This is a genomic window from Prochlorococcus sp. MIT 0604, assembly GCF_000757845.1.
Lineage (GTDB): Bacteria > Cyanobacteriota > Cyanobacteriia > PCC-6307 > Cyanobiaceae > Prochlorococcus_A.
On sequence record NZ_CP007753.1, the window covers coordinates 577,458 to 600,827 of the forward strand.

A 23,370-nucleotide genomic window follows, 5' to 3' on the forward strand; every position below is an offset into this window, starting at 1 on the left:
ATCCCAAAGCATTTATATAAATTATGACATCATCTATTGAATGCAAAAATTTTCTTAGAAGTTTACAACTTTTGAATCTTCTTATAAAAATAGGAGTTCAAAACTTAATACTATGTCCTGGTAGTAGATCAGCACCTTTAGCAATAGCTGCTGGAGAATTAAATAAATTAGGACTGGTAAATATTTTTAATTCAATAGATGAGAGATCTGCAGCATTCCATTCTCTTGGGATTTCTGCTGCATCAGGTAATCCTTCTTTAGTTATTACCACTTCTGGAACAGCAGTAAGTAATTTATTGCCAGCAGCAGTTGAGGCAGATCGATCTTGTAAAGGTATTATATTTCTTACTGCCGATCGACCCCTAAGATTAAAAGATTGTGGGGCTAATCAGACAGTAAATCAAGAAGATTTTTTGAGCTCAGTCTGCAGAAGAGTTTTAAGTACTAATCTAAATGGACTCCATGAAACACAAGAAAATGAAATATTAAATTTAGTTCAAATCACTGAAAAACAAATATCCACCTTTCCTGGTCCTATTCATTTAAACATTCCTATTGAAAAGCCTTTAGATATTTCTTTTTTAAATAAAAAAAATGTTTTAGAAGTTTTTGAGAGAATTTATTTGAAGAAAAAATATGTCTTTCAGGAAGTTGAAGTAAGGTCTGATAAAACCAAATTTTTAGAAATTTTAAAAAGTTTTAATTTAGATGAATCTGGCATAATTTTGGTAGGTCCCTATCAAGGTTCCATAAATGATTTAACTTCTTTCAATAAATCTTTAGAGCAATTACAAGAAATTACTGGTTGGCCAGTATTTGCTGATCCTGTTTCAGGCGTTTATTCTGATTTGAGAGGATTAGTTGTTAATTGGGAATTAGTCTTAAGAAAAAATAAAAATTCAGTAAATTGTCATCAACTTTTGAGGCTTGGCCCTATGTCATCCTCAATTGATTTGGAAAAGTTTTTAACAACCTTCGAAGGGATACAAATTCTTATAAAAGAAAAAAACTATAGAAAATTGGACCCTATAAAAAAATCATTTGAATATGATTTTGGGCTATCAAATTTTACTAATCTATTGTTAGAAGAATTATCAATTAATGAAAAAAACAAAAAGTCTCTTACTCCGATGGCTCTAGATTTAATAGAGGAAGGCGAGCAGATTAAAGAAATATTAAAAGAGAAAATTACTCAAGATAATCAAATTACTGAGTATATGCTTGCAAACATTGTTCCAAAACTTTGGCCAGCTGAAAAGCCTATAATGCTCTCAGCGAGTAGCCCGATCAGAGATTGGCTTACATTTTCTGAGAATGGTACTTTAACAAGAAATTGTTTCAGCTTTAGAGGAGCTTCCGGAATAGACGGTACTTTATCTCTTGCATTAGGTATTTCCAGAATTAAAAATCCTCTACTTCTTGTGACTGGAGATTTGGCTTTTATTCATGATATAAACGGTTGGCTTATTGAAAATTCAATCGACATGAATTTAACAATTCTTTTGATAAATAATAATGGCGGAAATATATTTAATCGTATTTATAAAAAAAATTTAAAAGAAAATGAATTAAAAAAACTTTTTCTTATGCCAAAAGAAATAAACTGGCCAAAACTCGCAGAGGCCTATCAAGTAAACTTTAAGAGTGTGACAAATTTTAAAAAATTACGAGAGGCATTCGAATGGAGCATTTCTATACAGAAATCTGTAATAATTAAAGTTGATATTGATCCAGAAAGTGAAATTTGTGAAAAAAATGCCCTGCTAGAACAAATAATTGGCATTTAAATTTATCATTTTCTATTTTTGAATAATTAGGTTTCATGCAAGTATTACCCGGTAAAACAACTTTAAATTGGTCAGAATGCAAATCTTATGAGGATATATTGTTTCACAAATCAGATGAGGGAATTGCGAGAATTGCAATTAATCGGCCTGACAAAAGAAATGCATTTAGGCCACAAACTGTAGAAGAACTCATTAACGCGTTTAATATTGTAAAAAGTGATGAAACTATTGGCGTAGTTCTCTTTACAGGGGCGGGACCTGACAAGAAAGGTATTTATTCTTTTTGCTCTGGAGGTGATCAGAGTGTAAGAGGTGAAAATGGATATAAAAATGATGAAGGGAAGCAGAGATTGAATGTACTTGAACTTCAAAGATTAATAAGAAGTTTACCTAAAGTGGTTATTGCCTTAGTTCCTGGTTTTGCAATTGGAGGAGGCCAGGTACTTCATTTAATTTGTGATCTTAGTATCGCTTCCGAAAATGCAATATTTGGTCAAACAGGTCCAAGAGTTGGTAGTTTTGATGCAGGTTTTGGATCTAGTTATTTAGCAAGACTTGTTGGTCAAAGAAAAGCAAAAGAGATTTGGTTTTTATGTAGAAAATATAATTCCAAGGAAGCTCTTAAGATGGGCTTGATAAATGCAATTACAAAGATTGAAGAATTAGAAGCTGAGGGTGTAATCTGGGCAAGAGAGATTTTACGAAATAGTCCAACTGCTATTCGTATTCTTAAAGCTTCATTCAATGCGGAGAATGACGGGATTGCGGGTATTCAAGAATTGTCTGGATACACTACTCAATTATTCTATGCGACTGAGGAAGCTCAAGAAGGTAGAGATGCCTTTCTTGAAAAGCGTCCACCAGACTTTTCTGACTATAAGTGGACACCCTAGTTTATTTTTCAAAAGAACTTTTTAAATAATTATTAATGAGAATTCTTCTTGCCGCTGCTGAATGTGCTCCAATGATCAAAGTTGGAGGTATGGGAGATGTGGTTGGTTCGTTACCTCCATCTTTGATAAAACTTGGTCACGATGTAAGGGTAATAATTCCAGGATATGGAAAATTGTGGAGTCTTTTAGAGGTATCTAATGAGCCAGTCTTTAGAGCAAACACTATGGGCACTGATTTCGCCGTATATGAAGCAAAACATCCCATTCATAATTATGTGATTTACCTAGTGGGTCATCCAACATTTGATTCTGACCAAATATATGGAGGCGAAAATGAGGACTGGCGCTTTACATTTTTTGCTAGTGCCACTGCAGAATTTTCCTGGAATTGTTGGAAACCTCAAGTTCTCCATTGCCATGATTGGCACACTGGAATGATTCCTGTGTGGATGCATCAGGACCCCGAAATTAGTACTGTATTCACAATTCATAATCTAAAATACCAAGGCCCTTGGAGATGGAAACTTGAAAAAATGACTTGGTGTCCTTGGTATATGCATGGAGACCACACAATGGCTGCGGCAATGTTGTACGCAGATAGGGTCAATGCCGTTTCTCCTACTTATGCAGATGAAATTAAAACTCATGAATATGGGGAAAGCCTTGAAGGATTACTTAACTACATTTCAGGTAAATTAAGGGGAATTCTTAATGGCATAGATCTTGATGAATGGAATCCATCCAAAGATCCAGTATTACCTGCAAAATTTAGTATTAAGAATTTAGAAAACAGGCTAGAAAATAAAAAAATTCTGCAGAGAGAAATGGGTCTTGAAGTTAATCCTAAAAAATATCTTTTAGGTATGGTCAGTAGGTTAGTGGATCAGAAAGGGGTTGACTTACTTCTACAAGTTTCAAGAAGACTTTTAGCATATACAGATTCGCAAATAGTTGTTTTAGGAACTGGAGATAGATATTTAGAGTCAGGATTATGGCAACTTGCATTAGATTACCCAAGAAGATTTTCTGTATTTCTTACCTATGATGATTCTTTATCAAGACTTATATATGGTGGCTCTGATGCATTTTTAATGCCAAGTAGATTCGAACCTTGTGGTATTAGTCAACTACTTGCTATGAGATATGGTTCAATTCCAATAGTAAGGCGAGTCGGAGGTTTAGTTGACACAGTTTTACCTCATGATCCAGAAAATAATAGTGGAACTGGTTTTTGCTTTGATCGCTTTGAACCTATAGATTTCTATACATCATTAGTAAGGTCTTGGGAAGCTTTTAGGCATAAAGATAGCTGGGAATTATTGCAAAAAAGAGCAATGAGCCAAGAGTTTAGTTGGCAAAGATCTGCACTAGAATACGAAATTATGTACAAAGATGTTTGTGGAATAAAAGAACCATCACCAGATTTAGCTGAAGTTGAAAAGTTCTCTTATGGACAATCTGCTGATCCATCTTTAAAAAAAGCATGACTTAATTTTTTAATGGAATTCTCTTTATCAGAATTAAACGATGTTTTGGGGGATATTAGAAATTTGAGCGACGGGAAAAGAGATTCTTTAAATTTTAAAAATATAAGTATTGATAGTAGAACTTTATTAAAAAATGATCTTTTTATAGCTATCAAGGGTAAAAATTTTGACGGACATAGTTTTCTTCCAGAGGTTTTAAATAAAGGAGTTAAATCAGTAGTAATTAAAAAAGGGATGCAGAGATTACTTCCTAGTAATTTTCCTTATTGGGTTGTAAATGATACATTAGAGGCCTTTCAAAAATTAGCTTTGCTAAAAAGAAAAAAATTAAATATTCCAGTTGTTGCAATAACTGGCTCAGTGGGTAAAACAACGACAAAAGAAATGATTGGTGGAGTTTTATATAAACTTGGAAGAGTTAAATTATCTCATGCAAATTTCAATAATGAGATTGGAGTTGGTCTTACTATTCTTGCTACAGATAAAGAAGATAAAGTTTTAGTTCTTGAGATGGGGATGAGAGGTATTGGACAGATCGAGAATTTATCTAAATATAGCGAACCCGATATTGCAGTTATTACTAATATTGGCACAGCTCATATTGGATTGTTAGGCTCGAAAAAAAATATTACACACGCAAAATGTGAAATTAGTAAGTTCTTAAATCCAGAAGGAGTTGTAATAATTCCAGCAAATGATCCATTCCTAGAAAAAACTTTAAAAGAATTTTGGAAAGGTAGAGTGATAAAAGTACAGCTATTAAATATAGAAAATCAAAAGGAGAGTTTTAAGAAACATGATGATTTGCAAGGATTTTATAATCCTTCGAATAAAAGAATTTTAATTGAAGAAAATGCCTTTGAAATTTCATTTGAGGGATTTCACAATGCTTCGAATTTCTTATTTGCTTATGCAGTTGCTAAAGAGCTAGGCATTGATTTTGCAAGTTTTAATAAATTTGATTTTGTATGTTTAGGTGGAAGGAATAAGATTCTTAAATCAGTAAAAACAACAATATATGATGAATCATATAATGCTTCGCCAGAGTCAGTAAAAGCATGCATTAAAACCCTGCTTGAAAAACCGAGAAACAAATTTTTCATATTTGGAAGTATGCAAGAATTGGGAGAAGAATCTGAAAAATATCATAAAGAAATATTCAACTTAATAAATAATTCAGAGATAGAAAAGTGCTTATTTATTTGCAATAAAAAAAATGAAACAATTTATAGCAATTATCTAAAAGATAAGAAAAAATTTTTAGTTTTAAACAATATTAAAGATGTACCTAAAGAGATAAACAAATTTACAAAAAAAGGTGATTCTATTCTTATAAAAGGTAGCAGATGTTGGCAACTTGAAAAAATTATTGAATTAATTAATTAGATCAGGATTTCTTTTTGTCCCAATTTTCTATATTTACTTGCTTAGTTCTTGAGATTGCTAGTGAATTATCTTTGGAGTCTTTTGTGATAACTGAACCAGCTCCTGTAGTAACTGAGTCCCCGAGATTTATTGGCGCTACAAAAACTGTATTTGCACCAATACTAGAATTTTTGCCAATTTTTGTTTGATGTTTTTTCTGACCATCAAAATTTGCAGTAATAGTTCCTGCTCCAATATTTGTAGATCTTCCAACAATAGTATCCCCAATATAACTTAAATGGTTTACTTTAGATTCTTCCTCTAATTGACTATTTTTGATCTCAACAAAATTACCTATTTTGCTACGGGAAGATATTTTGGAATTAGGTCTTATATGACTATAAGGGCCAATTTTTATATAATCAATTATCTGAGAAGCATAAACAGTAGAGTTTGAAATTTCACAATTTAATCCCACATTAGAATTCTCAATAAAAGTATTTGGACCGATAATGCAATTACTATTTATTTTCGTATTTCCTCTTATATGTGTATTAGCCTCTATGATTACATCCTTACCAATTTCAGCTTCTTCACTTATTGAACAACTTGCTTTATGTATAAAAGTTACACCATTAAGCATATGTTTTTCTTTAATTGAATTCTGAATAAATTCTTCGCACTCTGATAGTTGAATTCTATTATTAATTCCTTGAAGCTCTCCATTATCCTCTACCTCGAGACTTAAGGAATTTTTTAGCAAAGATATTGTATCTGTTAAGTAAATCTCTTTTTGATTATTATTGCTTTGCAAGGTATTAATTATTCCTGACAAGTTATCCCAATTAAAACAGTAAACACCTGTATTTATTAATGGATTTTCTCTCTCTAGATCATTGCAATCTTTTTCTTCAACAATTCTCTCTATAAAATCCCCCTTCAAAAAAACTCTTCCATATCCATGAGGATTTGTTTTCTTTGTGGTAATTAAAGAAACATCAGCATTTTTTGAATCGTGTAAATACAAAAGTCTTTTTAGAGTACAAGGCCTTATAAGTGGCACATCGCCATTGAGTACCAAAAGTTTTCCTTCATGTTTTTTTACTTCTTTGCAAAGCACCTTGATAGCATGACCGGTTCCTGATTGAGGTTCTTGAACAACAACATGAATTTTTTTATTTTTTGGGATTGACTTTTGTACTTCTTTTGATTTGTGTCCAGTAATTACGAAAATTTTTTCAGGTTTTAGTTCTACACATGAATCAATTACTCTTTCTAAAAGACTTTTGCCAGAAATTTTATGTAAAACTTTTGGCACTGAGCTTTCCATCCTAGTACCCTTGCCTGCAGCTAATATAGCAACACTTAACATGTTTATTTGAAATCCTAATTTAAATCTAACTCTTAAAGGATAACTTCGTCATTCCCCACTTCTCTCTCCATTTACTTGTTGATAATAGATTTGATAATAATTGCTCATCTAATCTTCTCCTGATTATATCTTCTTTACTTGAGTTCAAATCTTGATCTCTATATGGAATACTAGCTTTAGTTAAAAGATGTTCTTCTTCCATTAAAGATAACTTTTTAAAATTGAAATTAGGTTTAAATTTATTCTTATCAAATTTTGATATTGCGACAGTCCCCTGACTCCAAAAAGGTCTATTTTTAAGACTTGGCTTAATAGTAAAAATTTCTAGTCCAAGGTTTCTTAAGGTTTTTCTTACTGCCGCTGATGAAGAATAAGTTATTAAATATCCCTGAGGATTAAGATTTTCTGTGACTTTGGATAAAAATTCAATTGTCCATACTTGTGGGCATTTTTGAGGAGAAAACCCATCTAAATAAATCAGATCGAATTTAATAGAGGTAGGAATAATGTTGATTTTTTCTCTGGCATCACCCCACAAAATACTGCATTTAAAAAATTGATTCTCAAAGTAATCTTTTCGATAAAGTGATTCAAATATTTTTTTGACTTTTGGATCCCATAATTTCAGGAAAGATTCATTTCTAAGCGAATATTCAAGAGGCTTTTTATCAATCTCCAATGCATACAAATTTAAATATGATTTTTGTTTAATTAATTCATCTAATAAAGAGGCGGAATTGTATCCTAAACCAAAACATATATCCAAAACATTAAGAGATTTGCCCTTAAATCTTTGCAAATCAGAAGTAGCAGTAAACTTTGACTTTGTTTCCTCCAATGCGCCCAATAAACTATGGAAGTTCTCTTGAAATAAAACACTTCTTAAAGAGTAACTACCATCTTTAGTTAAAACTTCTATTAATTTAGACAAAAACTTTTTAGGCTAGTTAGTTAGTTTAGCTAGCTCTTCCCAAAAAGTAGGATACGAGACGCTAGCAGCATCAGATCTATTGATTTTTGAGGTACCATCAGCAAGAAGTGAAGCAATAGCAAGACTCATTGCTACTCGATGATCTGTCTCACTATCTACCTCCGCAGAATGAAATTTTGATTGCCCATTGATAATTAACCCATCCTCTTTTTCTGTTATTTCAGCGCCGAATTTTTGTAACTGCCGTGCCATGACTTCTAATCGATCTGTCTCCTTAACTCTTAATTCTTGTGCATCCTTAATTTCAGAAACTCCATTACAAAAACAGGCAGCCACAGTAAGGATAGGAATTTCATCAATAAGTTTTGGGAGAATATCTCCTTCAATAGTGAATGATCTTAAGTTATTTGAAGTCTTTACTTTAATAGATCCAATAGGTTCACCTGCAATAGTCGATTTATCTAAAATCTCATAATTGCACCCCATTGAGTCCATTACATTTAAAATTCCTGTTCTGGTGGGATTTAATCCGACATTCTGAATTAAAACCTCTGAATTTGGAACAATAGATGCAGCAATCATCCAAAAAGAAGCAGAGCTAATGTCTCCAGGAATCAATATCCTCTGACCAATTAAGTTGCTCCCTGACTTGATAACTACATTCCTTCCTAATTCTCCTCTGATACTGATGTCTGCTCCAAATGCTTTTAGCATTCTTTCAGTATGATCTCTTGAAGATGCTGGTTCAATTACAGAAGTAGTTCCAGAAGCATTGAGGCCTGCCAATAATATTGCCGATTTCACCTGAGCACTTGCCACTGGAGTTCCAATAACACATCCCTTTAGTTTTTTTCCATCAATTGAGATTGGAGCTTTGTTACCGCCTTCCCTTCCATAAATTTTGCCGCCCATCAAAGATAACGGTTTGCCAACTCTCCCCATTGGCCTTTCGTTAAGAGAATCGTCCCCGGTTAAGATGAAGTTCTTATCTTCTTGTGCGGCTAATAAACCCATTAATAACCTCATAGTGGTTCCTGAATTTCCACAATTGAGAATTTCTTTTGGCTCTTTTAATCCATCAAGACCCAGTCCTGAAATCGTAAAAGGCTCATTTTTTTTTATTTCTGGTATGTTTACACCTAACTTTCTCAGACAATCAGCAGTTGAAAGTGGATCTTCAGAATGTAAGAACCCCTCAATAGTCGTTTCACCCTTAGCAATACTTCCTATTATTAGGGCTCTATGAGAAATAGATTTATCTCCAGGTACTTTTACTTTTCCTTTTAAATTAACTCCACCTTTTATTTTGCGGATATTATTCATTTTCAAATTAATTACTTGATAAGTTTTCTGTAAAAACAAATTAGTTTTATATTATCAATAAGTTTGTTTTTAAAAAAAAAATAATCAAATTAAGTAACTGTTTTCTATAATAAATTCAGAAAAAGGATCTGATTATTAATCTTACTTATTATCACGTTGCAAAGGATGTTCCTGAAAATAGTCCAGACATCGCAGTTGTCATTGATGTCTTAAGAGCTACAACCACAATTTCTTGGGCTTTAAAAAATGGAGCTGATTCAATACAAGTTTTTGCAGATTTAGATTTATTAAAAGAATCCGCAATTAAGTGGCAAGCTGAAAAGAGACTAATGCTTGGGGAGAGAGGCGGAAAGAAGATTGAGGGCTTTGATTTAGGAAATTCTCCTTTATCAGTTACAAAAAAAGTTGTTAATGGTAAAAGACTATTTATGAGTACGACTAATGGGACTAAATCATTGCAAAAAGTTCAAAATGCTAAGCATTTATTTGCTATGGGTCTTCCAAATAGGAAAGCAGTTGCCGAAAAAATTATTTCATTAAAAAGTGAAAATGTTTTAATACTTGGTAGTGGTTGGGAAGGCTCTTATTCACTTGAGGATTCTTTAGCTGCTGGTGCTTTGGCCTCATACCTAAAACAGAACTGTTATTTCGAAATTAATATTCTGAATGACGAATTACAAGCTGCTTTGGCACTTTGGGATTTCTGGAAAAATGACATTTTGAAATGTTTAAAAACAGCAACCCATGGCAAAAGATTGACAAGTCTTGGAGATTATGAGGATGATTTTAAATGTTGCTCTGAACTTGATTGCTTAGATATTGTTCCAGCTCAAGTTGAAAGAGGTGTAATTCGTGCCTCATGATTTACAAATTGGTTCACTAGGAGTAAAGTCTTGACTGATTTTTTGGTAGCTGCATTGCAAATTACGAGTACTTCAAATGTTGAAGCAAATTTTGTTGAAGCAGAAGAACAGATTGAATTAGCGGCTAGAAGAGGTGCTGAGTTAATAGGATTGCCAGAAAATTTCGCTTTTTTAGGAGGAGATGATGAAAAACTTAGATTAGCTTCTGAATTATCAGAGAAGTGTGCAAATTTCCTGAAAACTATGTCACAAAGATACCAAGTATTTCTTTTGGGAGGGGGGTATCCTGTTCCTGCTGGTGATGACAGTCATACTTTTAATAGGTCAGCATTATTTGGGAAGGATGGACAGATTTTGGCAAAATATGACAAGATTCATTTATTTGATGTTGATTTGCCAGATGGAAATTTATATAAGGAATCATCGACTATTTTATCTGGGTCAGACTATCCACCTGTTGTAGATGTTCCGGGTTTATGCAAAATAGGATTATCTATTTGTTATGACGTTAGATTTCCTGAACTTTATAGATATTTGTCTTCAAATGGTGCAGAGCTAATTATGATTCCCGCAGCTTTTACAGCATTTACTGGAAAAGATCATTGGCAAATCCTATTACAAGCAAGAGCAATTGAGAATACAGCATATGTAGTCGCTCCAGCTCAAACTGGTATTCATTATGGGAGAAGGCAAAGTCATGGCCATGCAATGGTAATTGACCCATGGGGCACAGTTTTATCTGATGCCGGAAAAACTCAGGGAGCTGCAATAGCCCCTGCTGATAAAGAAAGAGTAAAGAAAATTAGGGAGCAGATGCCTAGTCTTAAACATAGAAAAAATGAATTGTTTTCAAACTAATGATAAAGTTTTTAGATAGTAAACTTTTTCGATATTTATCTGTTTTTTTATTTTTAAATTCTTCAATTCTGCCAGTTAAATCTTCAAGTGCTTTGGCAGCATGGGCTATAAAAACTAATGGGGTTTTAGAATTAAGAACTAAATCAAATACAAATTTAAGAGCATACTTTCAGAAGGCTAACCAAATATCTGGAGATAGATTCTGGGTAGATTTTCCAGGAGAATTAAAAAATCCTAGAACAATAAAAGGTAATGGCCCAATAAAAGAAATTAGACTAGGTAAACCAAATAATGGTCAAACAAGACTTGTAATTGAATTTAAGGAAGAAACTTATTTAAAACCTTTGACTTGGCGATTGGTTGGCTTAGATCAAAATAGGTGGAGAATTAACCTATTCGAACCAAAATATCCCTTTAAGAAGATTGGGGAAGGTCAAGTTTCTAAGAGAATAGGAAATATTAGAAAATATGAAAAGACAATTTATAAGAAGAAAAGTGATTATAAGTACTTGAAATTACCTGACGTGAAACAAAACAAATTTTTGGTTGTTATCGATCCAGGTCACGGAGGTCCTGATCCGGGAGCAATAGGTATTGGCGGTATAAGAGAAACAGATGTTGTACTAGAGGTTTCCAAAATAGTTAAAAATTTACTATCTGAGAAAGGTATCAAAGTAAAATTAACCAGAAAAAATGAAGTTGATTTGGATTTACCTCCAAGAGTTTCCTTTGCTAACAATATAGATGCAGATATCTTTGTAAGTATTCACGCAAATGCCTCAAGAGGTAAAAGAAGGGATATTAATGGATTGGAAACTTTTTACTATAGAGGTTGGAGAGGTAGGTTACTTGCTAAAAAAATTCAGAAACAAATTCTAAGAGTTTCTCCTGGAAGCCCTGATCGAGGTGTTAAACAAGGTAGATATTACGTAATTAAAAATACTAGAATGCCTGCAGTTCTTGTTGAAATTGGATTTTTAACGGGTAGATTAGATGCAAGAAGATTAGAAAAAACAACGCATCGTAAAAGATTAGCTTATGCAATTGCAAAAGGCATTCTTGAATATCTGCATAAAATAGGGTGAAGCTTAAAATCGGAATATTTGATAGTGGCATAGGTGGTTTTACTATCCTTAATTCTTTACTAAAAACACGTACAGATGTAGAGGTTTTTTATTTGGCGGATACAAAAAGAATACCTTTTGGCAGTAAAAATTTTAGAGAGATAAGATTAATTGCAAGGGAGATTTGCAATTTCTTTGTTGATAAGAATTTGGATGCACTTTTAGTAGCTTGTAACACTACAAATGCATGTGCACTTGATATTCTGCAAGATAATTTAAAGATCCCTTGTTTTGATCTTATAAACTCAGTATCGGAAATAGTTGATAAACAAATAATTGGTGTTTTAGCAACTCAAACAACTGTTCGATCATCATATTATAAGAACGCTATAAATTCTAAAAAAGAGAACACGATAATATTTCAGCAAGAATGTCCAGAATTTGTATCAGAAATTGAAAAAGAAAAATTAAATCTTGATAAGTTAAATAGTCTTTCAGATTTATACTTAAGACCACTAATAAACAAAAATATTGAAGAATTAATACTTGGATGTAGTCACTATCCTTTAATTTATGACTTTTTAAGAAAAAAATTAGATTCAAATATTAAAATTATTGATCCATCGGTAGCATTAATAAAAAAATTTAATGAATCTTTTACTATTCCAAAAACTGCCTGTTATGAGGGTCTTTCTTATGAAAATGTAGAATTCTTTGTTACTTCAGAAAAAGATGTATTTTTCAAAAAAGTAAAAATTTGGTTTGAAATTAATAAAGAAATTAGGTTAGTTAACCTCCGAAGCAATATTTGATTCCTTAATATATAAAAGAGGTCAATCATGAACACAGTAACAGAACTACTACAACCAGTTGAAAATGATCTTGATGATCTTATTCTTGAACTGAAAAATTTAATTGGAGCTGGTCATCCAATTCTCCAAGCAGCAGCTGAACATCTTTTTAGTGCGGGGGGTAAAAGACTTAGACCAGGCATTGTATTATTAATTTCAAAAGCAATATCTCCTGAATTTATTTTAACGAGTAAACATAAAAGGCTTGCTGAGATTACTGAAATGATTCATACAGCATCATTAGTTCATGATGATGTTGTTGATGAGGCTTCTACAAGAAGAGGCGTAGACACAGTACATAGCAGATTTAATACCAGAGTAGCAGTATTGGCGGGAGATTTCTTATTTGCACAAGCAAGTTGGCACCTTGCTAATCTTGATGATGTAAATGTAGTTAAATTACTTAGTAGAGTAATAATGGATTTAGCAGAAGGTGAAATTAAACAAAATCTAAATAGATTTGACTCTGCTCAATCTTTTTCAAAATACATTAATAAAAGTTATTGTAAAACTGCATCATTAATAGCAAATAGCTCCAAAGCAGCTGGAGTTTTGAGCGGTCTTAATGATGAAAACCTAAGCTCCCTTTACGATTTTGGTAAAAATATTGGCTTGGCTTTTCAAGTTGTAGATGACATCCTTGACTTTACTGGAAATGATAAACAACTCGGAAAACCTGCTGTAAGCGATCTTGCAAGTGGGTATCTTACTGCACCTGTTTTATATGCCTTAGAAGAAAATAAGAAATTGTCTGTTCTTATTAATAGAGAACTTGCTGAAAAAGATGATTTAGATGATGCCCTAAGTATCATTATGAATTCTAAAGCTATCGAAAGTTCCAGAAAACTTGCTGAGGATTTTGCAATGCTTTCTAAAGAGGCTCTAGTTTTTCTTCCTGATTCAGAATATAAAAGGGCTTTAATGGCTCTTCCAGAATTTGTTCTAAGCCGTATTTATTAGATCTATTAAAAAAATTTCTTCCAGCTAAATTATTATTAAAATTTTTGAAAACCATAATTTTTTCGACTAAATTTATTAAGCATAGATTTATTTAATGTCATTAGATAAAAAAAATTCAATCAATAACATACTTGAAGAAAAGAGAATTTTCCCTCCAACAAAAAAATTTGCAGAAAACTCAAATATTAGTTCTCAAGAAGAATTACTTAGTCTAAAAAAACAAGCATCAGATAATCCTATTCAATTTTGGGAATCTTTTGCGAAATCTGAATTAGATTGGTTTGAGCCATTTCGAACTGTATTAGACAGTGCGAATGCGCCTTTTTTTAAATGGTTCAAAGAAGGAAAACTCAATATTACATATAACTGCCTAGATAGACATATTAAGAGAGGTCTTGGAAGAAAGACTGCACTTATATGGGAAGGTGAACCTGGAGATAGCAAAAAATATACTTACGAAGAACTTCTCAGAGAGGTGTGTAAAGCAGCTAATGCACTAAAAGAAATTGGTGTAAAAAAAGGTGATTTGGTATGTATTTATATGCCTATGATTCCTGAAGCGATGTTTGCGATGTTAGCTTGTGCAAGAATTGGTGCGCCTCATTCAGTTGTCTTTGGAGGATTTTCTTCAGAAGCTTTAAAAGATAGGTTAATTGATGGAAACGCCAGATTTGTTATTACAGCTGATGGTGGATTTAGAAAAGATAAGGTGATTGAACTTAAACAAGCAGTTGATGCGGCAATTGAAAGTGGGGCAGATAAAGTTGTTGAAAAAGTCGTTGTTGTTAAACGATCCAAAAAAAATATTTCGATGGTTGAAGATAGAGATTTATGGTGGCACGAATTATTAAAAGATCAAAAAGATCACTGTGAACCAGAAATAATGAATAGTGAAGATAGACTTTTTATTCTTTATACTTCAGGATCTACTGGAAAGCCCAAAGGTGTAGTTCACACTACAGGTGGTTACAACCTTTGGTCCCATTTAACATTCAAATGGATTTTTGATTTAAAAGATGACGACATTTACTGGTGTACTGCTGATGTTGGTTGGATTACAGGCCATAGTTATATAGTTTATGGGCCTTTATCTAATGGTGCTACAACTTTAATGTTTGAGGGAGTGCCAAGACCGTCTAATTTGGGAGCTTTTTGGGAAATTGTTCAAAAATATAAGGTTTCTATTTTTTATACTGCACCCACTGCAATAAGAGCATTTATGAAGTCTGGTCGTGAAATTCCTGATAAATATAATTTAGAGAGTCTTAGACTTTTGGGCACAGTTGGAGAACCAATCAATCCTGAAGCTTGGATTTGGTACAAAGATGTTATTGGTAAAAATAAATGCCCTATTGTAGATACTTGGTGGCAAACTGAGACTGGTGGTGTGATGATAAGTCCCTTACCTGGAGTTGTTGCTACAAAGCCAGGTTCAGCAACTTACCCTTTACCAGGAATTGAAGTTGAAGTTGTCGATAAGAACGGAAATAAGGTAATGGAAAATGAGGGTGGTTATTTAATTATTAAGAAGCCTTGGCCAGGAATGATGAGAACAATTCATGGTAATTCAAAGAGATATCTGGAGAGTTATTGGGAGTATATTTCCTTTCAAGGCGAAAAGAATGTATATTTTGCTGGAGATGGAGCACGCATTGATGAAGATGGATATATTTGGATTATGGGGCGAGTTGATGATGTTATAAGTGTTTCAGGTCATCGGTTAGGAACAATGGAAATAGAATCTGCTTTGGTGAGTCATAAATCAGTTGCAGAGGCTGCTGTCGTAGGGAGAAGAGATGATCTTAAAGGTGAAGTGATAGTTGCCTTTGTATCTTTAGAAAAAGATGTTAAAAGTTCTTCAGAATTAGTTGAGGAATTAAAAAAACATGTTGTAAATGAAATTGGAATTATCGCTAAACCAGAAAAAATTATAATTTCAGACTCTCTTCCAAAAACGAGGAGTGGAAAAATTATGAGAAGGATTTTAAGATCTTTGGCTGCTGGAGAAAGAATTAGCGGCGATATAAGTACTCTTGAAGATAGTTCTGTTTTGGAAAAGTTGAAAGAAAAAACCTAATCGGATTCATCAATTAAATTTGAAATTTTATTTATGGTATTTTTTTTAAAATCATCATCTGCCCAGTCTCCCAAAAAATTTTCTCTTAGTCCTGCACTAGCAATAATAGTGTGAGTTCCTTTTAAAATTATCCCCTTAGAATTATCTTCTTTTCTTGCTTTTAGACAAGAAAATAATTTATCTGTTTGATCTAATTCATCTGCGCTGAATTTTATTAGGAAGTTATTTTTTTGATTATAAGTTTTTTCAATTATTCGTAAAGTTCTTTCTGGACTAGGACTGAATTCACTACTGAAATCTAATTTTTGAGCAATCTGTTTTAATAATGGAATTGACTTGTTGGCACTAAAGTTATTGAAACTAATTGATATAAATTTCTCGCAATTTCTTCCTCCGTCAGGAGAGATTAAATGAAGTTTACATCCTAGACTGTGACCAATTCTAATTGAAGGAATAGCCCCCCCTATTCTTTTAGATAATGTCATTCTGCAATTTTTAAAATCTTTCCATGCTTTAATAGCTAGTTGTTGGTGATCAAATTGCGGAGTGTACTTATATGCATGAACTGCATAGTTTTTATTAATTAAGCTTTCTATGAATCTTCTATATGTTAAGTCAGGTTTAGAAGCTAGATAACTTCCACCGATAAATTCCACAATTTTTTTAGGTTTTGAAGGCCAATAACAAAAATTATTAAATTGATATTTTGCAAAGGTCATTTTTGAGATTTATTTAAAAACTAGGAAGATTTCAAAATTATTTCTAATCAAATTCTTAATTTATATTAATTTAAAAGATATTTTTTTTAAATGCGTCAAGATAAATGAAAGTGTTTTCAGCGAATTGGAATTATTTAACAAAAAAGAATTAAATCAACTGGATTTTCTTAAACATCAAATTAGTAGTGAGCCTTCCAAAGAAAGTGTTTCTAATCAAAATAAAAAAATAGAAAAAATTTTAATTCTCGATACTGAAACAACAGGTTTAGATGTAAATAAGGATGAAGTAATAGAGATAGGCTGCATTTTGTTTGATGTATCTCATAAATGTGTACTTTCACAGGTCTCATTTTTATTCCCGATTAATAACAATGAAGCAGAATATGTAAATGGTATACCTGCAGAAGTAACTAATATCTCTCAGCCATGGCAAGAAGGATTGAATTTCTTTTTAAAACTCGTAGATTATTCAGATTTCATCGTTTCGCATAATGTAGAGTTTGATAAGAAATGGTTTGGGAAAGGAAGATTGCCAAATATTAATAAAAAATGGATATGCAGTTTAGAGGATATTAATTGGTCTTTTAAAAAATCACTTAAAACAAGACCTTCAGTAACTGATCTGGCCCTATCTTTTTCAATACCAGTTTGGAATTTACATAGAGCTTTATCTGATTGCTTTTACATCTCTGAGGTCTTCAAAAAATGCGAGAATTTAGAGGAACTTTTGCTTAAAGCTACTGAACCAAGGTTTTTATACAAGGCATTGGTTAGTTATGAAGATAGGTCTTTAGCTAAAAGTGCTGGGTTCAGATGGAATAGTCCTGTGCAAGGAGTTTGGTCAAGAAAATTAACTACTGATGAGGCAAAAAATCTTAATTTTAGTGTAGAGATTTTAAATTAATATTTAATAAATTTTTTTATTAAGAAAGTATTTAGTGCATCTTACAAGGCATCCATTTATTACCCATTTTATGTGCTCCAATACATCCGTATTTTGGGGCAGCCTTTTCAGCCTCTTGTTTGGTGTTAAATAGATCTGAAATCATATTTTCCTTATTTGAATTTGAAATTTGTTTGGAATGATTATGGTTATTGATATGAGAATTAGGAGAATACTCCCATATCCCCATAGTAGTAATCCCTGCAGAGATAATTCCCATCCCAACTACTGATAAATTGATTATTCCCATTGCTACTGCACCAAAAGAAAATACACCCATTGGGACTACTCCAATACTTATTACTCCCATGGGTACTATTCCTATTGAAACTATACCAAGAGGTGCTATTCCAAAAGCAATTTTCTTTGGTTTTGTCCCACAATGCTGACTCTCTTTATTTTTATTAATTTCCAATAGTTTTTCTAAGTGTTAAATTAAAATTGTCTCACAAAACAACCAATCAAAGATTAATTTCTAGATGAATTAAAAAATTTTGAATTATTTTTTAGAACTTTGAATAACTTAAAAAATCTTAGAGGAACAGTAGACCTATTGCCTGATCAATTAATAAAGTGGCAAAACGTTGAGAAAATTTTATTGGAACAGCTTTCGAGAGCATCCATCAAAGAAATAAGAACTCCTATCTTGGAAATGACCGAGTTGTTTATAAGAGGGATTGGCGAAGGAACAGATGTTGTTAGTAAGGAAATGTATACATTTCTTGATAGGGGTGAGAGATCCTGCACTCTCAGGCCTGAAGGAACAGCCTCAGTAGCACGAGCGTTAATACAAAATGGAATATCGTCTAATCCTCTTCAAAAACTTTGGTACATGGGTCCTATGTTTCGATACGAAAGACCTCAGGCAGGAAGGCAAAGACAGTTTCATCAGTTAGGTGTTGAATTTATAGGGCATGATTCAGTTAGAAGTGATGTTGAAATTATTGCTTTAGCTTGGGATATCTTGGGTAAATTAGGAATAAAAGAACTCAATCTTGAAATAAATACTTTAGGTGATAGTAATGACAGATCAAATTTTCAAAAATCCTTTTTAAAATGGCTAGAAATAAACAAAGATTCTCTAGATTTCGATTCTCAGAAAAGGATTACTAAAAACCCTCTGAGGATTCTCGACTCAAAGAATATTCAAACAAAAAAAGCTCTTGAAAACGCACCAAGATTATTTAATTTTTTGTCTGAAAAAAGTCATAAGAGATATTCTGAATTTAAAAAACAATTAGAGGTTTTAAAAATACCTTACGTGGAAAATTATAATTTAGTAAGAGGTTTAGATTATTACACCCATACAGCCTTTGAAATTACTAGTGGGGCTTTAGGTTCCCAAGCTACAGTTTGCGGGGGAGGAAGATATGATGATTTAATAAAACAGATGGGAGGGCCAAATAGCCCGGCGATTGGATTCGCTATTGGTCTAGAAAGATTAATTTTATTAGCAGGAAAAGAGCTTGAAACTCCAAGAAATACTGATATTTATATAATTAATCAAGGCTTAATTGCCGAATCATTAGCTATGGATTTATCTAGAAAATTAAGAAATTATGATTTGATAGTTGATTTGGATTTAAGTGGGGCCTCATTTTCTAAACAATTTAAAAAGGCAAATAAACTAAAATCTAAAAGTATTATTGTAATTGGTGATGATGAGGCAGCTAAAAAAGAATTTATAATCAGGCTCTTTGATCAATCAGGTAATGGGAACAAAGAAGAGATTATATCTTTTGATAATGATATTAAATTAGAAAAGTGGATTAATAAAAACTTGCTTGCGAAGTAATGCTCTTGAAGTTAGTAATAATTTTTCTTTTTATAATTATTTTTTTTTATTTAAGAAATTTTCTTAAATTAAATAGAAAACAAAAAGTGTTGAAGGCTAAAAATTTAACAACTTTCAATAAGAAGAATCTTAATAATTGGATGAATTTAACCAAAAAAGAACGATATAACTTATCAAAACAAGATTCTTTTAAATATATGGATAGAAGAAAACTTTTATTAGACGAAATTAGAAAAGAATATAAAAAAATATCTAGAGAAAATTTGGAGAAAAACATGAAGAAAAAATAATTATGGAGAATTTCTGGACTTCTAATAAACCCATAAAAGGATTAAGACATTTTGTTTTGGTCAATGAGGCTAAAGAAAAAGGAAATACTATTTTTTTAATGGTTTCTGTTCTTGATTCTGAAATTAATTTAAAAACTACTTACGAAGAATTAATTAATAGTGGAAATTGGTACAAGGGTTGGATCAATCTTCCAAAAAATGAGTCTATTACTGAAGAATACGTCAACTATAAATCCAGCAATAAACTTGAAGATATTAATGAGATATTCGTTAATTCAGATTCTGTATTTAAAATTTCTTAATTTGATATAAATCTCTTTTAAATTATTTTTCTTTTTAAACACTAGATTTTTTCTAACTTAATAATTATTTAAAATTTTTACCCCTTTCATAAAAATAAAATTAACGTTATCAAGGATTAATAATATTTACTTTTATCCAATGTTAAGGGATATATGGATTTCATCTGAGTTGACCGCTGAAAAATTTGGAATAACTGAAGTTAAACTTTCTTTTTTACGTGAAAATGGAATACTTAAGCCAGGAATTCATTGGAAAAGCTCTCCTCTCGGTCAGAAAAAGCCTTGGAAGCCCAAAGCACTTTACAATATAAAAAGATGTAGAAATATTATTAATAAATTTTATTTTGAAGAGAAATATAATAATGCAGCCTAAAAATAATATATCTTTTCATTAATTTGGGAAAATATATAAAATTTCTATTCGATTAGATTCTCGTTCTTGCACTCAATAAGAGTGTTTTGCAAAGTTGGATATAGATTGATCATATTTATATATTGTTTTGATTTTCTGTATAATTTTGCAGCTTTTTTATAATGAACTTCCGATTTCATTTCTAGCGAGAATTTTCTTGAAGACTCTTGAGAAGTAGTCATAATATTTAATGTCTTACCCCATATTTAATAATTGTTTGAGAATGAGGCAATAAACAAGATGTTTTTATGAAACAAAACATCGTTTAATGTCAGCAAAATCAAATTTATTAGACTTTTTTAGATTGAAAAAACTGGTCCATTTTATAAAATTTATATCTCTGAGAATAATTTTTCTTCATTAAATCTACCTTCTTTACTCTCGTAATGCCCTAAGAATAATTTTTGTTTATTAATAGCAAGGATTAATAACCTTTACAATTTTGTTATGAATTCAACTGTTTGGTGAAATATAAAGTATTCTCAAAACGTTTAAGCTAATCAATTCCTAAATGCAAACCTATGGAAATCCAGATACCACCTATGGATGGTGGGCTGGTAATTCAGGTGTAGCAAATCGCTCAGGAAAATTCATTGCTGCTCACGTAGCTCATGCAGGATTAATTGTTTTCTGGGCGGGTGCATTCACCCTTTTTGAACTTTCACGATTTGACCCAAGCGTCCCAATGGGGCATCAACCTCTAATCGTTCTTCCTCATTTAGCAACTCTTGGAATAGGGTTTGATGCTAATGGTGTTGCGATGGGAGACACTAAACCTGTTCTAGCTATAGCAATAGTTCACTTAGTTTCTTCTATGGTTTTAGCCGCCGGGGGACTATTACACTCTTTACTTCTTCCTGGAAATCTAGAAGATTCCGATGTAGCAAGAGCAAGAAAATTCAATATTGAATGGGATAATCCAGACAAATTGACATTTATTCTTGGTCACCATCTAATTATTCTTGGTTTCGCAGTTATAGCTTTTGTTGAATGGGCAAGGGTTCATGGAATTTATGATCCAGCTATTGGTTCTGTAAGACAGGTTGAGTATGAATTAAATTTGGCCAAAATTTGGAATCACCAAACAGACTTTTTGACTATTGATAGTCTTGAAGAAGTTATGGGAGGTCATGCTTTCCTTGCTTTCGTTGAGATTACTGGTGGTGCTTGGCATATCGCTACTAAGCAAGTTGGTGAATATACCAAATTCAAAGGTAAAGGACTTCTTTCTGCAGAAGCTGTTTTATCATGGTCACTAGCAGGAATAGGCTGGATGGCTATTATTGCAGCCTTCTGGAGTGCTGCTAATACTACAGTTTATCCAACTGAATTCTTTGGTGAACCACTTGAATTGAAATTTAGTATTTCTCCTTACTGGGTTGATACTGTTGATCTTCCTGATGGTGAGTACACTTCAAGGGCGTGGTTAGCTAATGTTCATTACTATTTTGGATTCTTCTTTATTCAAGGCCATCTATGGCATGCTTTAAGAGCACTAGGTTTTGATTTCAAGAGAGTTACAAATGCTATTAGTAATATTGATAGTGCAACAGTCACTCTTAAGGATTAATTCTCAAATTTCATTACTAATATCAAAAGGCTCCTTTAATAGGAGCCTTTTTATTTGAAAAATTTTGTTTATTAATTTAGATTTAGAACTATATGTTTTTGAAATCATTGGATATTTTTTCTCTACAGAATAAATATATTTTTTCAAATTCTCTATTGATAAGTTTTTTGGGATTATTAATTATATTTTTTTTGTTGATTTTTGGGAGGAAATTTAAATTAGCTGTTCAACTTGAAAGATTTGGATTGCCGATAGCAGTTATATCGGGAATTTTAGGTATATTTATAGGGCCATTTGGAGCAATACACTTTTTACCAAAAGAAACAATCAATGTTTGGAGTAATTTTCCTACTCCTCTTTTATCTTTAGTCTTCGCAACTTTAATGATGGGAAGACCTATTCCAAATATAAATGGATTAGTTAAGCCAATTTTTAATCAATTTCTATTAGCTCTTTCCCTTGGTTTTGGACAATTTTTCGTTGGAGGTCTAGTTGTAAAATATTTTTTGCCTCCATCTATGGATTTAAATCCTCTAATGGGATGTTTAATAGAGGTCGGCTTTGAGGGTGGTCATGGGGCTGCATCAATAATCGGTGAGAGCTTTAATAAACTTGGTTTCCCAAATGGTTTAGATCTTGGTTTGGCGATGGCAACTATGGGTCTTTTATCATCTTCAATATTGGGTAGCATATTTATTTTTCTTGGGAGAACTTTAGGTCTTTCAGATACAGAAGAAATTCTTGAACAGAGCGATAATCTAAATGGAAAAAATAAGATAGGAATTTTTGAAGATTTAAGAATTCTCATAATAAATCTTGGATTCTCCGGTTTGGCAATTTCTTTTGGTTTTTTGCTACTTAGATTTTTAAAGTATATTTCAAGTTCTTTTGGTGATTTTTCGAAGGAAATTATATTTTCACTACCAGTTTTCCCTTTTATCCTAATAGGTTCTCTTCTTATTAGATATATCTTAGAGAAAACCAAGAATACAGAATTCATTTCAAATATTCTCCAAAGAGAAATTGGTATTTTATCTACAGACTTATTGATTTTTACAGCTATGGCAAGTTTAGATATTGCTGTCGTTTTTGATAATTTGATATTAATTTTAGTGTTAACTATTTTCGGTCTATTTTGGAACTTAATTTGTATTGCTTATTTTGCATACTTTATTTTTGATGATTATTGGTTTGAAAAAAGTTTAATAGAGTTTGGAAATTCTACAGGTGTAGTAGCTTCTGGATTACTTCTTTTAAGGCTTGCAGATCCTAAAAATATTTCTAAGACTTTACCAATTTTTACATCAAAACAGCTATTCGCTCAGTTAATTCTTTCAGGGGGGCTATTCACAGTTCTGGCGCCATTAATGATTTCTAAAATTGGGCTAGATTATTGGACAGAGATTTGTGCGCTTATTACATTCACAATTCTTTTAATTGCACTGATTTTTAATAAATTAGAGATGAAAAAGTTTCAATAAAAACCCTAGAATGGTTTTAGGTTTAAT

At 32.0% G+C, this 23,370-nt stretch carries 23 protein-coding genes; 17 read left to right on the plus strand and 6 right to left on the minus strand.

Annotation, left to right across the window (positions count from 1 at the left end; genetic code table 11):
• Positions 1-23 precede the first annotated feature (23 nt).
• From menD to murF, 4 genes are read left to right on the plus strand one after another with little or no spacing between them, the layout of a single operon-like run.
• Positions 24-1,787, plus strand: coding sequence for a 2-succinyl-5-enolpyruvyl-6-hydroxy-3-cyclohexene-1-carboxylic-acid synthase (menD, locus tag EW14_RS03180; RefSeq protein WP_042850054.1), 1,764 nt, complete (start codon positions 24-26; stop codon positions 1,785-1,787).
• 35 nt (positions 1,788-1,822) lie between these two features.
• Positions 1,823-2,680: a 1,4-dihydroxy-2-naphthoyl-CoA synthase gene (gene menB, locus EW14_RS03185; protein ID WP_042850055.1), complete on the plus strand. Its 858-nt coding sequence runs from the start codon at positions 1,823-1,825 to the stop codon at positions 2,678-2,680.
• A gap of 35 nt (positions 2,681-2,715) precedes the next feature.
• A complete protein-coding gene (gene glgA / locus EW14_RS03190) occupies positions 2,716-4,167 on the plus strand; it encodes a glycogen synthase GlgA (protein ID WP_042850056.1) in 1,452 nt (483 codons plus the stop codon).
• A gap of 12 nt (positions 4,168-4,179) precedes the next feature.
• Positions 4,180-5,553 carry a UDP-N-acetylmuramoyl-tripeptide--D-alanyl-D-alanine ligase gene (gene murF, locus EW14_RS03195; protein ID WP_042850057.1) on the plus strand — a complete coding sequence of 458 codons (1,374 nt, stop codon included), beginning with the start codon at positions 4,180-4,182 and terminating at the stop codon, positions 5,551-5,553.
• 1 nt (position 5,554) lies between these two features.
• Here murF and glmU read toward each other — a convergent pair whose 3' ends face one another.
• Genes glmU through aroA form a run of 3 tightly spaced genes read right to left on the minus strand, consistent with a single transcriptional unit; the run spans position 5,555 to position 9,164 of the window.
• Complete coding sequence (gene glmU / locus EW14_RS03200) at positions 5,555-6,904, minus strand: bifunctional UDP-N-acetylglucosamine diphosphorylase/glucosamine-1-phosphate N-acetyltransferase GlmU (RefSeq protein ID WP_042850059.1); 1,350 nt, start codon at positions 6,902-6,904, stop codon at positions 5,555-5,557.
• 25 nt (positions 6,905-6,929) lie between these two features.
• Positions 6,930-7,835: a tRNA (5-methylaminomethyl-2-thiouridine)(34)-methyltransferase MnmD gene (locus tag EW14_RS03205; protein ID WP_042850060.1), complete on the minus strand. Its 906-nt coding sequence runs from the start codon at positions 7,833-7,835 to the stop codon at positions 6,930-6,932.
• A gap of 12 nt (positions 7,836-7,847) precedes the next feature.
• Positions 7,848-9,164, minus strand: coding sequence for a 3-phosphoshikimate 1-carboxyvinyltransferase (aroA, locus tag EW14_RS03210; RefSeq protein ID WP_197049617.1), 1,317 nt, complete (start codon positions 9,162-9,164; stop codon positions 7,848-7,850).
• A 128-nt stretch (positions 9,165-9,292) separates the two neighbouring features.
• Here aroA and EW14_RS03215 point away from each other — a divergent pair, with 128 nt between their 5' ends.
• The 6 genes from EW14_RS03215 to acs all read left to right on the plus strand — a co-directional run bounded on the left by EW14_RS03215 (position 9,293) and on the right by acs (position 15,831).
• Positions 9,293-10,021, plus strand: coding sequence for a 2-phosphosulfolactate phosphatase family protein (locus EW14_RS03215; RefSeq protein ID WP_042850061.1), 729 nt, complete (start codon positions 9,293-9,295; stop codon positions 10,019-10,021).
• A gap of 30 nt (positions 10,022-10,051) precedes the next feature.
• Positions 10,052-10,879, plus strand: coding sequence for a carbon-nitrogen hydrolase family protein (locus tag EW14_RS03220; RefSeq protein ID WP_042850062.1), 828 nt, complete (start codon positions 10,052-10,054; stop codon positions 10,877-10,879).
• Complete coding sequence (locus EW14_RS03225) at positions 10,879-11,964, plus strand: N-acetylmuramoyl-L-alanine amidase (RefSeq protein ID WP_042850063.1); 1,086 nt, start codon at positions 10,879-10,881, stop codon at positions 11,962-11,964. Before EW14_RS03220 ends, EW14_RS03225 begins: the two co-directional genes overlap by 1 nt.
• Positions 11,961-12,755, plus strand: coding sequence for a glutamate racemase (murI, locus tag EW14_RS03230; RefSeq protein ID WP_042850064.1), 795 nt, complete (start codon positions 11,961-11,963; stop codon positions 12,753-12,755). Before EW14_RS03225 ends, murI begins: the two co-directional genes overlap by 4 nt.
• Positions 12,756-12,782: 27 nt before the next feature.
• Positions 12,783-13,754, plus strand: coding sequence for a solanesyl diphosphate synthase (sds, locus tag EW14_RS03235; protein WP_042850066.1), 972 nt, complete (start codon positions 12,783-12,785; stop codon positions 13,752-13,754).
• A gap of 94 nt (positions 13,755-13,848) precedes the next feature.
• Complete coding sequence (gene acs, locus EW14_RS03240; protein ID WP_042850067.1) at positions 13,849-15,831, plus strand: acetate--CoA ligase; 1,983 nt, start codon at positions 13,849-13,851, stop codon at positions 15,829-15,831.
• On the opposite strand, the gene EW14_RS03245 is transcribed toward acs, so the two are convergent.
• Entirely contained in the window at positions 15,828-16,550 is a 723-nt protein-coding gene (locus EW14_RS03245) for a DUF1350 family protein (RefSeq protein ID WP_042850068.1), read from the minus strand. The two genes, acs and EW14_RS03245, sit on opposite strands and share 4 nt — an antisense overlap.
• Before the next feature lie 124 nt (positions 16,551-16,674).
• Here EW14_RS03245 and EW14_RS03250 point away from each other — a divergent pair, with 124 nt between their 5' ends.
• On the plus strand, positions 16,675-17,454 hold the full coding sequence (locus EW14_RS03250; RefSeq protein ID WP_042850069.1) for a 3'-5' exonuclease: 780 nt from the start codon (positions 16,675-16,677) through the stop codon (positions 17,452-17,454).
• Positions 17,455-17,485: 31 nt separating this feature from the next.
• On the opposite strand, the gene EW14_RS03255 is transcribed toward EW14_RS03250, so the two are convergent.
• The gene (locus EW14_RS03255) at positions 17,486-17,908 is read right to left on the minus strand and encodes a GLTT repeat protein (protein WP_042850070.1); all 423 of its coding nucleotides are present in this window, start codon (positions 17,906-17,908) and stop codon (positions 17,486-17,488) included.
• 99 nt (positions 17,909-18,007) lie between these two features.
• Here EW14_RS03255 and hisS point away from each other — a divergent pair, with 99 nt between their 5' ends.
• From hisS to EW14_RS03275, 4 genes are all read left to right on the plus strand, one after another.
• Positions 18,008-19,288 (plus strand): histidine--tRNA ligase, encoded by a 1,281-nt coding sequence (hisS, locus tag EW14_RS03260; RefSeq protein WP_042850071.1) that lies wholly within the window; start codon positions 18,008-18,010, stop codon positions 19,286-19,288.
• A gap of 89 nt (positions 19,289-19,377) precedes the next feature.
• A complete protein-coding gene (locus EW14_RS03265; RefSeq protein ID WP_225866643.1) occupies positions 19,378-19,578 on the plus strand; it encodes a glycoprotein in 201 nt (66 codons plus the stop codon).
• 2 nt (positions 19,579-19,580) lie between these two features.
• Positions 19,581-19,880: a TIGR02450 family Trp-rich protein gene (locus EW14_RS03270; RefSeq protein WP_042850073.1), complete on the plus strand. Its 300-nt coding sequence runs from the start codon at positions 19,581-19,583 to the stop codon at positions 19,878-19,880.
• A 139-nt stretch (positions 19,881-20,019) separates the two neighbouring features.
• Positions 20,020-20,253 (plus strand): hypothetical protein, encoded by a 234-nt coding sequence (locus EW14_RS03275; RefSeq protein ID WP_042850074.1) that lies wholly within the window; start codon positions 20,020-20,022, stop codon positions 20,251-20,253.
• Between the two features lie 44 nt (positions 20,254-20,297).
• On the opposite strand, the gene EW14_RS10200 is transcribed toward EW14_RS03275, so the two are convergent.
• Positions 20,298-20,474, minus strand: a complete 177-nt coding sequence (locus EW14_RS10200) for a hypothetical protein (protein WP_197049606.1) — start codon at positions 20,472-20,474, stop codon at positions 20,298-20,300.
• Positions 20,475-20,803: 329 nt separating this feature from the next.
• On the opposite strand from EW14_RS10200, the gene EW14_RS03280 reads away from it, so the two are divergent.
• Together EW14_RS03280 and EW14_RS03285 are read left to right on the plus strand one after the other, a co-directional pair.
• Entirely contained in the window at positions 20,804-21,862 is a 1,059-nt protein-coding gene (locus EW14_RS03280) for a chlorophyll a/b binding light-harvesting protein (protein WP_011818131.1), read from the plus strand.
• 92 nt (positions 21,863-21,954) lie between these two features.
• Positions 21,955-23,343: a sodium/glutamate symporter gene (locus EW14_RS03285; RefSeq protein ID WP_042850075.1), complete on the plus strand. Its 1,389-nt coding sequence runs from the start codon at positions 21,955-21,957 to the stop codon at positions 23,341-23,343.
• Positions 23,344-23,370: the final 27 nt, after the last annotated feature.